This is a genomic window from Mariniluteicoccus endophyticus, from assembly GCF_054780035.1.
Window position 1 is genome coordinate 27,432 of the sequence record NZ_BAAGXC010000015.1, and the last position, 19,210, is coordinate 46,641.

The 19,210-nt window shown below is 69.7% G+C and carries 1 protein-coding gene; it reads left to right on the forward strand.

The window, feature by feature from the left end; genetic code table 11:
- Nucleotides 1-79: 79 nt before the first annotated feature.
- The gene (locus ACYVGD_RS04800) at nt 80-19,207 is read left to right on the forward strand and encodes a DUF7507 domain-containing protein (RefSeq protein WP_460741854.1); all 19,128 of its coding nucleotides are present in this window, start codon (nt 80-82) and stop codon (nt 19,205-19,207) included.
- The last annotated feature ends 3 nt before the right edge of the window (nt 19,208-19,210 follow it).

Genomic DNA, 19,210 nt, shown 5'->3' on the forward strand with positions numbered 1-19,210 from the left:
TGTTTGGAGAAAAGTAATGCGTGGTTCCCGGTCGATCCCCCTTCGAGACCGATGGCGCCGACGGGTCGCGTCGGTCGCTGTGATCGGCGTCGTCGTCGGGTTCGTGTCGGGGATGCCGCTCGTCGGTCCCGAGGCCGTGCGTGCACCGCAGGCGCACGCCGCCAGCACCGGGTCGTCCCCGAACGGCTACATCACGCTGACCAAGACGGCGTCGACCACCTCTTTGCCCATCGGCGGCGGGCCGGTGACCTACACCTACAGGGTCAAGAACAACCGCACCACGACGGGCCTCCCGGGCGCCATGTGGCTCAGGTCCATGTCCGACGACAAGTGCGCGAACGTGAATTACGTGTCGGGCCTGACGACCGATTTCTGGGGAGGCCAGTACATCCCTGCGGGCGGCACGGCCACCTTCACGTGTACGTCGACCCTGACCGCGACCACCACGAACATCGCAACGGCGACCTTCTCCGACTACTACTCCAACGCCACCTCGGCCACGGCGGACGTGACCGTCAACGTCGCCCAGCCGCCCATCTCCTGCGACTCACAGATCGTCGCGGCCAATAGCATCTACCGCGTGGACCCGACGACGGGCGTCTCCACGCTGATGGTGAACCTAACCGACACCCCCGCCGCCGACGGTGTGACCTATTACTACAACGGCTCCCAGTCGTCGACGGGCGTCTCGGTGGAAAACTGGTTCAACGAGTCGACCGCCCTGGCCCGCTCGTCGTCCAACCCCAACCTCATCTACTTCATCCTCCGTCACAACACGACTAGATACAACTCGATGCTCGACAACAACGGCTTGTGGGTCTATGACCTGAGCACCGGCACGACCTCGCGCGTCACCCAGCCCTCGGCCGCCACCGTCACCAACCGCCTCGCCACCGATCCCGGCGGCACGGTCCACAGCTGGGCCAGCAGCGGCACGCTCTACAAGCTGGTCGGCACCACGTGGACGACGGTGTCGACCTTCAACCGGGTGACTGCGCCGACCGGTCTCACTGTCCCCTCGGGAGCGTCGAACCCCTCCAGCCTCGCTTCCGGCGACATCGTGTTCGACGGGCTGGGCAACCTGTGGCTCATCGGTTCGAACAGCGCGACCGGTGAGGCCTACCTCTACACGATCTCCGCCGCGGCCCTAGCCGCGGGCACTACCGCGCTCAACTACGTCGGCTCGATGGGGTCGGGCACGTTCAACGGCCTGGCCTTCGACACGACCGGAAAGTTGTACGCCACCGCCTCGGCCGGCGGCTCCTCCCAGATGTACCTCGTCAACAAGGAGGACGGCTCCACGACGCCCATCGCCGGCGTCAACAGCACTTACGGGCAGGCCAGCGACCTCGGCTCCTGCGCGCTGCCCAAGCCCGAGCTCCAGGTGACGAAGACCGCCCCCACCTCGACGGTCGCCGCCAACGGCAACATCACCTACACGGTCACGATCAAGAACGTCGGCAGCCTCACGGCGACCGGTGTCACCTTCACCGACACCAACACCACCGGCGGCACCTACCAGTCGTCGACGCTGAACGGCAACGCCGTCGGCACCGCGGGCACCAACTACTGGGCCACCGCGAAGCCCGTCAGCGACCCGTCCTCCACCCTCCCGGGTCAGATCGCGCCCGGACAGACTGCCACCATCACCATCACGGTCAAGGCGGCCAGCACCGCCGGCACGAACGTCTGCAACCAGGGCTCGACCAACTTCGTCGGTGGGGCCACCGGCGGCATCCTCACCGACGACCCCGCGACCACCGCGAGCCCGGATGCGACCTGCGTGTCGATCCCCAAGCCGGGCATCGCCGTCGCCAAGTCGGCCAGCGTGCCGACGGTCAACATCTCCGGACCGGTCACCTACACCTACACCGTGACCAACACCGGCACCGAGGACCTCAAGGCAGTCGCCCTGACCGACGACAAGTGCGCCAACCCCACCCGTCAGCCGGTGAACACGACCGCGGGCTCCGGCGACCTGAACGGTGACAACCTGCTCAACCAGAGGGAGACCTGGATCTACACCTGCACCCAGACGCTCTCCTCGACCACGACGAACACCGCGACCGTCTCCGGCACGGGCAACGCCTCCACGCTGCCCGTCTCCTCGACAGCCAACGCGACCGTCACGGTGACCAACCCCAACATCAACGTGACCAAGACCGCTGGCACGACCACCGGGCCGGACGCCAACGGCAATTACACGGTCACGTACGCGATCAACGTCACCAACTCCGGCAACGGCGCGGGCACCTACGGGCCCCTCACCGACATCCCGCAGTTCGCGCCGAACCTGACCCCGACCGGTGCCAGATGGACCGGCCAGGCCACCGGCAGCGCCACGGGCGCGGGCCCCTACACGCTGGGCGCCGGCGGCACGACGATCGCCCCGGGGGCGACCCAGACCTACAACCTGACGGTCACCTACCGCTATACGAGCACCGCAACCGTGGCGGGCTGCGCCGGGCCGGGGACGGGGTTGTTCAACTCCGTCTCGCTGCCGACCGGGCAAGAGACCGGCAGCGCCACCGACAACAGTGCCTGCACCACCCCGCCTGCGCCGCCAGCCCCGAGGCTGGGGTTGACCAAGAACGTCGTCTCCGTGAACGACGTCAACCGCAACGGTGTCACCGACGCCGGTGACACCGTCGCGTACTCGTTCACCGTGACCAGCCAGGGCAACGTCACCCTCGCCCCCGTCGTCGTGAACGACGCCAAGCTCGGCCTCACCAACTTCACCTGCGCCGCGTCGCTCGCCCGCGGCGTCACGGTCACCTGCAATGCGCCGACAGCCTACACGATCACGACCGCCGACGTGACCGCTGGCAGCGTGCAGAACACCGCCACTGCGACGGGTACGCCTCCGGGCCTCCCGCCGGTCACGTCGCCGCTGTCGTCGACGACGACACCGGTCGCCACCCCGCCGAGCCTCAACGTCACCAAGACCGTCGCGGCCGTCACCGACACGACCAACCCGACGACGGGCCGCTTCCAGGTCGCGTACTCGATCACCGTGGCCAACACCGGCCAGACGCCGACCACGTTGGGACCGCTGACCGACACCCCCGCGTTCGCGCCGAACCTGCGTGTGCACTCCGTCAGCTGGACCGGTGCGTCGACCGGTTCCTCGACCACGGCTGGTCCCTACACCCTCGCGCCCGCCGGCACCGCGATCGGCGGTGGCCAGACGTTGACCTACAACCTCGTCTTCGTCGTGCAGTACGCCGACAACAACCCGGCCGCCGCCTGCGCCGGACCGGGCACCGGGCTGTTCAACTCCGTCGCCATCCCCAACGAGGACGGCACGACCGCCGACAACTCCGTGTGTGCACCGCCGCCGGCGCCGCTGACGAACGGCGTCGACCTGGTCAAGCGCGCGGGCGCCCTCACCGATGTCAACGGTGACGGCCGCCCGTCTCAGGGCGACATCATCGACTACACGTTCACCGTCACCAACACCGGCACGTCGCAGCTGACCAACGTGACCGTCACCGACCCGAAGGTCGGCACCGTGACCTGTGCGGCGACGACGCTCGCGCCGGGAGCCCGCACCACCTGCACCGCCGCGCCCTACCGCCTCACGCAGGCCGACGTGGACGCAGCGACGGTGAACAACACCGCGACCGCCACCGGCACGCCGCCGGTCGGCACGCCTCCCACCGACACCTCGTCGACCTCGACCCCGCTCGCCCAGGGCCCGGCCATCACCCTCAACAAGATCGCCGCCGTCGACCAGGGCGCCGACGGCCGCACGACCGCGGGCGACGCCGTCGCCTACACCTTCGAGGTGACCAACACCGGCAACGTGACGCTGAACAACGTGTCGGTCAGCGACCCGATGCTCGCCGCCGCCGGCATCACCCTCACCTGCCCGAAGACGACCTTGGCGCCGCTCGAGCGGATCACCTGCACCGCGTCGGCCCCCTACACGATCACCGCGGCCGACTCGACGAACCGCGTGGTGACCAACACGGCCTCCACCACCGGCACCGCGCCGAACGGGACCACGGTCACGAACACCGACACCGAGAACGTCCCGGTCGTGGCCCCCGCCATCGACATCGTGAAGTCCGTGGCCTCGACCACCGATCTGAACGGCAACATGCGCGTCGACGCAGGCGACGTCATCAACTATCAGTTCGTGGTGACCAACACCGGCAACACCGCGCTGACCGGCGTCGCCGTCTCCGACCCACGGGTGCCGGGCCTGACCTGCCCGGCCACGCAGCTCGCCGCGGGGCAGCCCATGACCTGCACCGGTTCCTACACCGTGACCACGGCCGACGCGAACGCCGGCTCGATCACCAACACGGCCTCGGTGACGGGCAACCCGCCCACCGGCACGCCCGTGACCGACACGTCCACGGCCGTCACCGCGGCAAGCGACCCGTCGCTCGCCGTCGACAAGCAGCACGCCACGCCGACCGACATGAACGGCAACGACCGCGTCGACGCCGGTGACACCGTCGCCTACTCGTTCGTCGTCACCAACACGGGCAACACGGCGCTGACCAACGTGGGCCTCACCGACGCCAAGGTCACCGGCGCGGGTAGCACCATCACCTGCCCCACCACGACCCTCGCCGCCGGCGCCACCATGACGTGCGCCGCGACGCCCTACACCATCACCGCGGCCGACGCCGCGACGGGTGCGGTCAACAACACCGCCAACGTGGTGGGCACGCCCCCGACCGGCACGAACGTCACCGGCACCGACAGCGACACCGTGCCCGTCGAGCGCGCCAGCATCACGCTCGACAAGTCCCACGCCGCCCCGACCGACGCCAACGGCAACGGCCGCGTCGACGCGGGCGACACCATCGCCTACTCGTTCCTGGTGACGAACACCGGCAACGTGACGCTGAACGCCGTCGCCGTGTCCGACACCAAGGTCGGCACCGTGGCCTGCCCGGCGACCAGCCTGGTCGCGGGGCAGAGCGTCACCTGCACCGCTCTGTACACCATCACCGACACCGACGCCGCCGCCGGCCGCGTCGACAACACGGCCACGGCCACGGGTACGCCGCCGCGCGGGACACCGGTCACCGCATCCGACACCGACACCCAGCCCGCCGTCGCGCCCGCGTTCACGCTCGACAAGCGACGCACCGGCTGGAACGACGCCAACACCGACGGCCGCATCGACGCCGGCGACACCCTGACCTACAGCTTCGTGGTGACCAACACCGGCAACACGCCACTGACCGGCGTGGGCGTCAGCGACGCCAAGGTCGGCGCGGTCACCTGCCCGCTCACCACGCTGGCCGTGGGCGTGAGCATGACCTGCACCGCAGCCCCCTACACCGTGACCACGGCCGACCAGGCCTCCGGGAGCGTCGTCAACCCCGCGAGCGCGACCGCCCAGCCGCCGACCGGCACCGCGCTGACAGCCACCGATACAGAGACCACGCCGACGCAGACCGCGTCCATCGACTTGGTCAAGCGCCACGACACCCCCGTCGACGTCAACAACGACGGCCGCGTCGACGCCGGTGACACGATCGCCTACTACTTCGACCTGACCAACACCGGCACCACCACGCTCACCACCATCGCGATCGCCGACAACAAGGTCGGTGGCGTCACCTGCCCCGTGACGACGCTGGCCCCCGGTGCGACCACCACCTGTCAGACCACTGCTCCGTACACGATCACCGACGCGGCGTCTGCCGACAACGTGGTCAACAACACCGCCACGGTGACGGCCCAGCCGACCAGCGCCGACGGCACCAACGCCGGTACGCCGGTCCAGGACACCGACAAGAACGCCGTCGAGACGGTCACGGGCACCATCGACCTGACGAAGACCGTCGCGTCGATCACCGACGCCAACAAGAACGGTCGCAACGACGTCGGCGACGTCATCAACTACACGTTCACCGTGACCAACACCGGCACGTCGCCGCTGGCGTCCGTCGCCGTGACCGACACCAAGGTGACCGGTCTGACCTGCCCGAGGACGACGCTCGTGCCGAACGAGACGATGACGTGCACCGCGGGGTACGCCATCACGGCGGCTGATGTCACCGCCGGGTCCGTGCCGAACACCGCGACGGCCAGCGGCCAGCCGCTCGACAAGGCCGGCAACCCGGCCGGTACGCCGGTCAAGGACACCTCGTCGACCCAGACGACGACGAGCTCGGCGTCGATCACGCTCGACAAGCGCGACGTCTCGACCGACGACCTCAACCGCAACGGCCGCATCGACGTCGGCGACCGCATCCACTATCAGTTCGTGGTCACCAACACCGGCACCCTGGCGCTCAACGGCGTCGTCGTGGCCGACCCCAAGATCAACGACATGTCGTGCCCCGCCACGACGCTGGCCTCCGGCGCCACGATGACCTGCACCGGCTCGAAGCTGGTCTCCGAGACGTCCTCGTTGGGTGGCGCGGCGGTCAACACCGCCACCGCCTCCGGCCAGCCGGTCCAACCAAACGGCGCCAACGGCGGTGACCCGGTCTCGACCACCGACACCAACACCGTGCCCACCCAGGACGCACGCATGAGCCTGGTCAAGTCGATCGCCTCGGTGACCGATGTGGACGGCGACGGCCGCACGGACCTGGGAGACACGATCGTCTACCGGTTCGTCGTCACCAACACGGGCAACACCGTCCTCAACCCGATAACGATCAACGACCCGATGCTGGCCGCTGCCGGTGTCGCGATCACCTGCCCTCAGACCTCCCTCGACCCGAGGGCCTCGGTCACCTGCACCGCCGCCCCGTACACCATCACCGCAGCCGACGAGGCCGCTGGCGTGGTGAAAAACACCGCCACCGCCACAGGCAGGCCGCCGGTCGGCACCGACGTGACCGCGACGGACTCCGAGACCCAGCAGCTCGTCGACGCGAAGATCAGCCTCGACAAGAAGATCGCTTCCATCACCGATCTCAACGCCGACGGCCGCACCGACCCGGGCGACACGATCAACTACTCGTTCACCGTGTCCAACGACGGTGCCACCGAACTCCGTAACATCGTGCTCACCGACCCGATGCTGACCAACATCGTCTGTGAGTCGACGACCCTCGCGATCGGCACGCAGATGACCTGCACCGGAAGCCACGTCGTGACTGCCGAGGACACGACAGACCTGAAGGTCGACAACACCGCCAAGGTGACGGGCGACCCGTACGATGCGACCGGCAATCCGGCCGGGTTGTCGGTCACGGCCACGGACAGCGCGACCACGCCCGCCTCCAGCGCGGCGATCACGGTCGACAAGACCACCGACATGAGCCGATACCAGGACGTCAACGGCAACGGCCGCGTCGACACCGATGACCTCCTGTGGTTCCAGTTCAAGGTGACCAACACCGGCAACCTCACCGTGGGCAACGTCTCGGTCATCGACTCGAAGATCGGCGGTGCGATCACATGCCCGCAGACGACGCTCGCCCCGGGTGCGTCCACGACCTGTGTCGCGACCGCGCCCAAGACGATCACCCAGGCGTCGTCCGACGGCGGCCTGGTGGTCAACATCGCGACCGCCCACGCCCAACCGCTCAACCCCGACGGCACCCACGCCGGTGAGATCGTGAGCGCCGTCGACACGAACAACACCCCGGCCCAGTCGGCGTCCATCGGTCTGGACAAGAACGTCCGCACCGTGAACGACGTCAACAACGACGGTCGACCCGACGAGGGTGACATCGTGGACTACGACCTCACGATCACCAACACCGGCAAGATCCCGCTGAGGGGCGTCACGCTGTCCGAGCCGCACCTCCCCGCGTCGGCGATTGCCGGGTTCATCTGCACCGTTCCCGCGACCCTGACGAGCCCGACCGTGCTGACGCTCACCGACACGTTGGCGCCGGGCGCCACGGTCGCCTGCACGGTGAGCGTCACCATCACCCCCGAGATCCTCGCCGCGATCTCGACCAAGGACTACACGATCTCCAACACGGCCACGACGACTGGCCAGCCGATCAACCCCGACGGCACGAACGCCGGCATGCCGGTGAAGGCCACCGACACGGCTCTACAGCCGGTCGCGGCCCCCGCGCTGACCCTGGAGAAGGCGGCCGGTACGCCGACCGACACCAACAAGAACGAGCGTACCGATGCGGGCGACACCGTGCTCTACACCTTCGTGGTGAGGAACACTGGGAACACCTCGATGATCGACGTACAGGTGAGCGACCCGAAGATCGGGGCCGTCAACTGCCCGCAGCCCGACCTCGCCGTCGGCGCGTCGATGACCTGCACCGCAGCGCTGCCCTACGCGATCACGGCCGCGGACGTGAGTGTCAGCGCTGTCAACAACATCGCGACCACGACGGGTCGGCCCGTCTGGAACGGTGTGGCCACGAAGCCGATCAGTGCCACCGACGATGCCGATGTGCCGGTGCAGTACGCGTCGATCACGCTGGACAAGGTCGCGAACGTGACCGACACCGACAACAACGGCCGTCTGGGCCAGGGTGACGCCGCCGAGTTCGTGTTCACCGTCACCAACGCCGGCAAGCTGCCGCTCAGCAAGGTCACGATCACCGACAACGACCCCGAAGCCCGCGCCATCACGTGCACCGACCCCGCCAACGGTGCGACCGTTCCCAACGGTCAGCTCAGCCTCGCGGCCGGTGCCACGGCGACGTGCACGATGCTGCCGATCACGATCTCCGCGAAGGACGCCGCCGACGGCATCCTTCACAACGAGGCCACCGTCTCCGGCCAGCCCACCGTGGGCACCGTCGTCACCGACGAGGCCGAGGCCACCGTGCAGCTCGCCGACGCCCACATCACCCTCGACAAGGCCATCGCCTCGACCAGAGACGTCAACTCCAACGGTCGTGTCGACGCCGGCGACGTCATCAACTACACGTTCACGGTGACCAACACCGGCCTGATGAGGGTCACCGGCGTCACCATCGCCGACGACCTGGCGCCTGACGCCACCTGCACCGACACCTCGATCAACCCGGGTGGGACCACCGTCTGCACCGGCACGCACGTGATCACCCCCGCCGAGGCGGCCTCCGGCTCGGTGCCGAACATCGCCACCGCCACCGGACAGCCCGTCGACGGCACCGATACGCCGGTGGGAAATCCCGTCACTGAAAAGGACACCGCGGTCCAGCACACCGAGGTCGCCTCGATGACGCTGGAGAAGGTCGCCGGCGAGGTCATCGATGTCGACGACAACGGCACCAACGTCGGTGACCACCTGACCTACACGTTCACGATCACCAACACCGGAACCGTCCCGCTGTCCGACGCGACCATCACCGACGCCAAGCTCGGCCTGACCGCCCACCCGTGCGTCACCGGCCCGCTCGCGCCCGGCACGTCCGACTCGTGCACCTACGACTACACGCTGACCCTGGCCGACCTGAACGCCTCCAACGTCCACAACCTGGCCACCGCCAGCGCCCAGCCGCCCACCGGCACCCCGGTCACGGCCGAGGACACCTACGACAAGCCGCTCGCCGGCACGCCGGGCCTCGCCCTCGACAAGACGGCCTCCGCGGTCATCGACACCAACAACAACGGCCGCCAGGACGCCGGGGACACCGTCCTCTACTCGTTCGCGGTGACCAACACCGGTGCGGTGACCCTGTCGAACGTGACGGTCGACGACGCCAGGCTCGGCCTCACCGGCTTCGTCTGCGCCCCGACCCTCGATCCGGCCACCCGGGTCACCTGCACGGCCCCGGCGTACGTGGTCACGCAGGCGGACGTGGACGCCGGGACCATCGTCAACAGCGCGACCTCCCAGGGCACCACCCCCGGTGGTGGCACCGTCCCGTCGCAGCCCGACGAGAACACCGTGACCATCGAGCCCGCCACCGGCATCACCCTGGTGAAGTCGGCCGGCGCCCTCGTCGACACCGACGGCAACGGCGCGGACGCCGGTGACACCATCGCGTACACGTTCGCCGTGACCAACGAATCGACGGTCTCGCTGTCGAACATCGTCATCAACGACGGGAAGCTCGGCCTGAGCGACTTCTTGTGCGCGGCCGGCCCGGTCGAGCCGGGAGCCACCGTCACCTGCGCGCCGACCAAGCCCTACACGGTGACCCAGGCGGACGTCGACCTGGGCCGGGTCGACAACTCCGCCACGACGACCGGCACCACGCCGGGCGGCACGCCGGTCACGTCGACCCCGTCGACCACCACGACGCCGTTGGCCGCAGCGCCCAGGATCGACCTGGTGAAGGTCGCCGGTCCCGTCATCGACGCCAACGGGAACGGCCGCACCGATGTCGGTGACACGATCACCTACACCTTCACCCTCACCAACACGGGCAACGTGACGCTCAGCGCCGTCCGCGTCGACGACGCCAAGCTCGGCCTCAGCGGCCCCACGTGTGGCGTGAGCGTCCTTGCACCGGGGGAGAGCACGACCTGCCAGAGCCCGGCGTACGCCCTGACGCTCGCCGACCTGAATGCTGGCAACGTCCACAACGACGCATCCGGCTTCGGCACCTCGCCGCAGGGCATCATCGTCACCGACCCGGGCACGGCCGACGTCCCCGTCGTTGGCACCCCCAAGATCACCCTGGCCAAGACGGCTTCCGCCGTCGTCGACCAGGACGCCAACGGCATCGACGCCGGTGACGTGATCGAGTACAGCTTCCTGGTGACCAACAGCGGTTCGGTCTCGCTGAGCACCATCACCGTCACCGATCCCAAGATCGGCGCCGTGACCTGCCCGAACCGACCGCTCGCCCCGGGGCTGACGTTCGAGTGCACCGCTGCGCCCTACGTCGTCACCCAGGCCGACATCGACGCCGGCCGGGTCCTCAACACCGCCTCGGCGACGGGCACGCCGCCCTACGGCACCCCGCCGACCGGGACCGCCGACGTCGAGGTCCCGCTCCCGCCCAACAACCACCTGACCCTCGTCAAGACGGCGGGCGTGCCGACGACGGCGCTGGGCTCCAGCGCGACCCTCGTCGACGCCGGTGACCAGATCACGTACGCGTTCCGCGTGACCAACACGGGCAACACCACGCTGACCGGCCTCGTGGTGAGCGATCCGATGCTCACCCAGCAGGGGATCACCATCACCTGCCCCGTCACCGAGCTCGCGCCGGGTGCGTCGGTCGACTGCACCGCGAGCCCGTACACGCTCACCCAGGCCGACCTGAACCTCGGCACGGTGGAGAACACGGCCTCGGCCACGGCCACGCCGCCCTCGGGCACCGTCCCGCCGGCGACGTCGGCGACCGTGACCGACCTGCCCGACCAGGAGGGCATCCAGCTCGACAAGGTCGTCGACCCGACCACGTACGCCGCGGCCGGCCAGGTCGTGACCTACACCTTCACGATCACCAACACCGGCAACGTGACCCTGCGCGACGTGACGCTCACCGACCCGCGCCTGAGCCTCGCCGCAGTGACCTGCAACGGACTCACCGTGCTGGAACCCACCCAGCAGGCCGTCTGCTCGTATCCGTACACGCTGACGCAGCCCGACGTCGACGCCGGCCGTGTGGTCAACGACGCTCACGCCGACGCGCTGGCGCCCGACAACCATCCCGTCACCGACAACGCGGCAGCGACTCTCACCTCGACCGCCGCGTCGGCGATCACGCTGGAGAAGACTGCTGGCACGCTGGTCGACGCCGACGGTGACGGCAACATCGACGACGGCACCCCGCTGCCGTACACGTTCGTGGTCACCAACAGCGGACAGGTGACCCTGACCGACGTGACCGTCAGTGACCCGATGCTCGAGGCCGCTGGCATCACCGTGACGTGCCCGCCCGGGCCGCTCGCCCCGGGTGCCTCGGTCACCTGCACCACGAGCTCCGACTTCCGTCTGACGCAGGCCGACATCGACCTCGGCAGCGTCACCAACGTGGCCACGGCCACCGGCACCCCGCCGACAGGTCCGTCACCGACCGACGACGCCACCACGACGACGGTCGTCCCGGCTGTCCCGTCGATCGTCCTGGACAAGACGGCGGGCGCCGTCACCGACGCCAACGGCAACGGGGTCCAGGACGCCGGTGACAACGTGGACTACACGTTCGTCGTCACCAACAACGGCAACGTCACACTGCACGACGTGCGGCTGAGCGACGCTCTGGTCAGCTTCGTCGACGTCACCTGCGAGAAGTCGACGCTGGCTCCGGGCGAGTCAGCCACCTGCACCGCCGGTCACGAGGTCACCCAGGCCGAGATGGACGCCGCAGGAATCGACAACACCGCCACGGTGAAGGGCCTGCCGCCGACCGGCGCCACGCCGGTCGAGTCGACCGACACCGTCCACGTCGACCTCGCCCCCACGACCGGGCTCACCCTGGTCAAGGAGGTCGCGCCCCAGCCGGTCCAGACCGCTGTCGGACCGGCCCCGCTCGATATCGTCGACGTCAACGGCAATGGCATCACCGATGCCGGCGACACAATCCTCTACCGCTTCGTGGTGACCAACCCCGGCACCGCGTCGCTCGCCCCGGTCGTCGTTGACGACCCGATGCTCGGCCAGCCGTTCACCTGCACCACGACGCCGCTGGCGCCCGGTGGCTCGGCCCTGTGCCTCGCCCCGGCGCGCTACACCATCACCGAGGCAGACGTGACCGCAGGTGCGGTCGCCAACACCGCCACCGCGACCGGCACGCCGCCCGCGGCGACGGACCTGCCGCCGGTGACGACTCGGCCGTCGACGGTGACCGTGCCCCTCGAGGCGCCGAACCCGGTCCTCACCCTGATGAAGACCAGCTCGGTCCCGCAGTCGCTGACCGGCGCCGGCCAGACGGTCGACTACCAGTTCGCCGTCACCGCCACCGGCAACGTCCCCATGCGCGACGTGTCGATCGTCGACTCGTTGTGCACCCCGGCCCCCAGCCTCGTCGACGGGGCTCAGGTCGGTGACCTCAACCGCGACGAGATCCTGGATCTCGACGAGACCTGGGTCTACACGTGCCAGACGACGACCACTCAGGACCAGGTGGACGCGGGCGTCATCACCAACGTCGCCCACGCCACCGGCACCCCGGTCGGCGGCACCGCGCCGGTCGACTCGCCTGACTCGTCCACGACGAACACCATCACCCCGGGCTCGTCGCTGTCTCTGGACAAGCAGATCGCCTCGACCGTGCCCTCTCCGCTGACGTCGGCCGGCCAGACGGTGAACTATCGGTTCGTCGTCGACAACACCGGCCAGACCACGCTCAGTGTGGTCACCGTGACCGACGACCGCTGCACGACGCCGCCGGCGTACGCCACCGGCGACCTGAACGGCGACGGCCTGCTGCAGGTCGACGAGACCTGGACCTTCACCTGTGCCCACACCGTGGACCAGCCCGAGGTGGACGCCAAGAACGTCCACAACACCGCCCAGGTGTCGGCCCATACCCCCGACGGCACCCCGCTCACCCCCCTGAAGGACGAGGAGGACCAGCCGGTCACCCCGCGCGACGGGATCTCGCTGGAGAAGACCGCCGTCTTGAACGACAGTGACGGCGACAACCTCGCCGACGTCGGTGAGACCATCGCGTACTCGTTCCTCGTGACGAACACCGGCACGACGACGCTGACCGGCGTCACGGTCGACGACCCCCGCCTCGCCGGGGCCCAGCCCACCGTGACGATCACATGCCCCGAGCTGATCCTGGCCCCGGGCGCCTCGACGACGTGCACGTCGACCTACCCCGTCACGCAGGCCGACATCGACGCGGCCGGCACGACGATCGACAACACGGCGACCGCCACGGCGACCCCGCCGGGCACCACGCCCACGCCGATCACCTCGCCGTCCGACACCACGCAGACGCCGAAGGACGTCGCGCCGGGGCTCACCCTGAAGAAGTCGATCGACTTCGTCGACGCCGACAGCGACGGCAAGCTCGAGTTCGGCCAGCAGGTCACCTTCCACTTCCTGGTGACCAACGCAGGCACCGTCACGCTCAGCGACCTCAAGGTCGACGACCCGATGCTCGCCGGTCTGGCGATCCCGGTCGCCGTCACCTGCCCGACGACCACCCTCGCACCGGGGGCGTACGTGGACTGCACCGCGCCCTACACGGTCACGCAGGACGACATCGACGCCGGCTCGGTGGCCAACAGTGCCACCGTGACCGGCCTGACGCCGGGCACCCCGACCACGCAAGGCACCCCCGTCACGACGCGCCCGTCGGAGACGGTCACCCCGACCGACTCGACCTCGACGCTCGCCCTCAACAAGACCGTCACCGAGGCCACGCCCGACGGCGTGGCCACCCTCGGCGAGGTCCTGACCTACGGGTTCAAGGTCACCAACACCGGTACGCAGACGCTGACCGAGGTCCGGGTCACCGACCCGATGTTCCCGAACCTGGTGTGCGTCCTCCCGACGCTCACCGCGGGTGCGGTGGACGAGACGTGCACGGCGACCTACACGGTGACCCAGGCCGACGTGGACCGGGGCACCGTCCACAATCAGGCCACCGCGAACGGCAACGGCCCCGGCGGCACCCCGGTCACGCCGGTGACCGACACCGTCGACCTCCCGACGCCCGCCGACGCCTCGCTGGCGCTCGACAAGAACGTCGTCGACAGCAGCGGGGACCAGGTGGCCACGGTCGGTGAGATCCTGACCTACGAATTCACCGTCCGCAACACCGGCTCCGTGACGATCCAGGGCCTGACGATCGCCGACACGTTCACCCGTGGCGGGACCGGCACCCTCTCGGCCATCACCTGTGATGCCACGATGCTCGCGCCGGGCGCGACGACCGTCTGCCGCGCCAGCTACACGGTCACGCAGGGTGACGTGAACGTCGGCGGGCTCGACAACACCGCCACGGCCACGGCCACGCCGCCGGCCGCTGCGGGGGAGACCCCGACACCGGTCGTGTCCAACCGCTCGACCGCCTCGATCCCGACCCCGTCGGCGACCGGCCTCACGTTGACCAAGGAGGTCACCGACGCGGGTGGCGACGGTGTCGCCTCGGTCGGTGAGGTCCTGACCTACACGTTCACCGTGGTCAACACCGGTGACGTGACGATGAGCGGCGTACGCGTCACCGACACGTTCACCGTCGGCGGCGCGCCGCTGACGCCCACGTGCCCCGCCACCGAGCTGGCCCCGCAGGCCCGCTTGGACTGCACGGCCACCTACACGGTGACTCAGGCCGACGTCGACCTCGGCAGGCTCGCCAACACGGCGACGGCGTACGGGACGCCGCCGACCGGTGGGGAGATCCCGTCGAACACATCGACCGTCGAGATCCCGACGCAGAACGGCGCATCGCTCACGGTCGACAAGACAGTCGCCGACGCCAACGGCAACGCCGTGGCCGAGGTCAACGAGACACTCACCTACAACTTCGTGGTGACCAACACCGGTGACGTGACCCTCAACGGCATCCGGGTGGACGACACCTTCAGCACCGGAGGCACCGGCACGCTGTCGGCGATCACCTGCCCCGCCACGACGCTGGCGCCGGGCGCGTCGACCACCTGCACCGCGACGTACGTGGTCACCCAGGTCGACGTCGATGCCGGCACGATCGCCAACTCGGCAACCGCGACCGGGCAGCCGCCGACGCCGGCGGGTGAGACCACGCCGTCGACCCCGGTGACCTCGACCCCCGACACGGCCGACATCCCGACGCCTACCACGGCCGACCTCGTGCTGACCAAGACGGTGGCCGACGCCTCCGGCGACGCCCTCGTCCAGGCCGGCGAGACGCTGACCTACACCTTTACGGTCCGCAACGGCGGGTCGGTGACCATTTCCGGCATCGCCGTGACCGACCGGTTCACCACCGGTGGCACCGGCACCATGTCGCCGATCACCTGCGCGGCGACCCAGCTCGCGCCGGGCGCCGAGACGACCTGCACCGCGACCTACGTCGCCAACCAGGCCGACGTCGACGCCGGTGGCGTGATGAACACCGCGGCCTCGTCGGGCACCGCCCCCGACGGCACCACGGTCCCGTCGAACGAGTCGAGCGCCGGCCTGGAGGCCGACCGCCGCACCGACCTCGCGCTGGTGAAGAAGGCCGGAGCGCCGCTCGACACCAACGTCAACGGCATCACCGACGCCGGTGACACCATCGCGTACACCTTCACCGTGACCAACACCGGCACGGCCACCGTCGACGCCATCCGCATCGACGACCCGAAGCTGGCGGGTGTGGACATCACCTGCCCGGCCGGGCCGCTGGCCCCGGGGGCGTCCACGACGTGCACCAGCGCGGCGTACACGATCACGGTCGACGACCAGGCCGCGGGCATCGTCGCCAACACGGCGACCGCACATGGCACCGGCCCCGGCGGGGGCGACATCCCGTCCAACCCGTCCGACACGACGACCACCGTCGTCGCGCCGAACCCGGGCCTGTCCTTGGCCAAGTCGGTCGCGTCGACCGATCCCTCGCCGCTGACTGCCGCCGGCCAGACCGTGAACTATCTGTTCACCGTCACCAATACCGGCAACGTCCCGCTGACGAACGTGGCGCTCACCGAGATCATGCCGACGTGCGTCCCCGCCTTCACCGGCGGCGACGCAAACGGGGACCAGCGCCTCGACCTCGCCGAGACGTGGACCTACGCCTGCTCGGTGCAGACCACGCAGGCCGACGTCGACGCCGGCGCGATCAACAACACGGCCGTGGCGACGGGCACGCCGCCGGGCAGCAGCACGCCGATGGAGTCGACCCCGTCGACGACGACCACGCCCATCACGCCGAACCCGGGCATCACGCTCGACAAGTCGGCGAGGCTCGTCGACGCCGACGGCGACGCCAAGGCCGACGCGGGGGAGCGGATCGACTACAGCTTCGTCGTCACCAACACCGGTGAGACCACGCTGACCGGCATCCGCGTCGACGACGACATGCTGGCTCGCGCCGGCGTCGCCGTCAACTGCGAGGTCACCTCGCTCGCGCCGGGCGCGTTCGTCACCTGCACCGCGACCTACCCGGTCACGCAGGCCGACATCGATAACGCCTCGCCGATGCTCACCAACGTGGCCACCGCCACGGGCACCACGCCCATGACAGCGACGACGCCGGGCACCGACCTGACGTCGCCGCCCGACTCGACCGAGACCCCGAAGGACCAGACGGCGTCGATGACCATCGCCAAGTCGGTCACCGACGCCTCGGGCGATGGCAAGGCACAGCTGGGTGAGCAGCTCACCTACTCGTTCCTGGTGAAGAACACCGGGACCGTGGGCCTCACCGGCGTCACCGTCGTCGACCCGATGCTGGCCGACGCCGGGGTGACCATCACCTGCCCCCCCGGTGCCACGCTTGCCGCCGGCGCCGAGAAGACCTGCACGGCCGCCTACACGGTCACCCAGGCCGACATCGACGCCGGATCGGTCCACAACGTCGCCACCGCGAAGGCTGAGAAGCCGGGCGGCAACCCGGGCACCCCGACCGACGACGTCGTGACGCCGCGGTCGGAGACGACGACGCCGACCGACTCGACCGCGACGCTGACCCTGGTCAAGAAGGCCGGCACGCCGGTCGACGTCAACGGCAACGGCCTCGTCGACGCCGGGGACACCATCGTGTTCACCTTCGACCTGACCAACTCCGGGTCGCAGACGCTTACCGGCGTCCGCATCGACGACCCGATGCTCGCGGCGGCCGGCGTGGCGATCAGCTGCCCGACCACCACGCTGGCGCCGGGCGCGTCGACGACGTGCACCAGCGCGGCGTACGCGATCACCGCGGCCGACCAGACCGCCGGCAAGGTCGCCAACACCGCCACGGCGGACGGCACCAACCCCGGTGGTGGCGAAGTCTCGTCGACCCCGTCGACGACGACCACCACGGTCGTCCCGGCCTCGGCGAAGATGACGCTGGTCAAGAAGGCCGGGACACCGGTGGACGCCGACCGCAACGGCATCATCGGCGCCGGTGACACGGTGACGTTCACCTTCGCGGTGACCAACACCGGCAACGTGCCGACCTCGAACGTCCGCATCGACGACCCGAAGCTGGCGGCGGCCGGGGTGGCGATCAGCTGCCCGACCACCACGCTGGCGCCGGGTGCCTCGACGACCTGCACGAGCGCGGCGTACACGTTCACGTCGGCCGACGAGGCCGCAGGCAAGGCTACGAACTCCGCCACCGTGAAGGGTGACGTGCCCGGTGGCGGTGTGGACTCACCGCCGTCGACCGTCGACGTGCCGATGGTCAAGGGCCAGCCCGCGCTGACCCTGCTGAAGAAGGCCACCGTCGGCGAGACCGGTGTGGCGAAGGAGGGCGACGTCATCACCTACTCGTTCGAGGTGACCAACACCGGCAACGTGCCGCTGTACGACGTGAAGATCACCGACCCGATGGTCGGGCTGAACGGAACCGCCTGCGCCGCCGGCCCGGTCGCCCCGGGTGCCACCGTGAGCTGCTCGGCCACCGCCACCCACACGGTGACCCAGGCCGACGTCGACAACGGTTCGGTGCGCAACACCGCGACCGCGACCGGTGACGACCAGAACCCGGGCACGACGAACCCCGGCGGCGAGTCGTCGACCTCCACCCCGATCGTCTCCAAGCCGGGCCTGCTCCTGGCCAAGGACGTGGCGAAGGTCGTCGACACCGACGACGACGGGATCATCGGCGCGGGCGACACCATTGCGTACCGCTTCACGCTGACCAACGCCGGCAACGTGACCCTGACCGGGGTCAAGGTCTCTGACCCGATGCTGCAGCGTGCGGGAGTGGCCGTGACGTGCGAGGGTACGACGCTGAGGCCCGGGGAGAGCATGTCGTGCACCTCCGCGTCCTACACCGTCACCGCAGCCGACGTGACCGCCGGCCAGGTGCGCAACGTCGCCACGGCGACCGGTGTGGCCCCGAAGCCGACGCCCACGCGTACGCCGAGCCCGACGGCCACCCCGACCGCGACGCCGACGCCCACGGCCACGCCGACGCCTGGGGAGGATCTGGTTACGTCCAACCCGGACGACGCGGTGGTGACGGTCGAGCCGAAGCCGACACCGACGCCGAAGCCGACGCCGAGCCCGACGCCGACGCGCACGGTCACTCCGACCCCGACGCCGACAGTCGCGCGCACGGTCACGCCGACCCCGACGCCCTCCACGGCCGTTCTGCCGCCGGCACCGCCGGCGCCTCCGGCCCCGCAGCCGACGCAGCCCGCGCCGGTCCCGCAGCCAACGCAGCCGCCCGCGACGCACCCGGTCGCCGACACCGGCTCGCCGGTCGGCCTGCTGGGTATCGTGGTGGCGCTGGGTGCGCTGATCGCGGGTGCGGGTTCGCTGATGCTCGGCAAGCGACGCCAGAAGTGACCT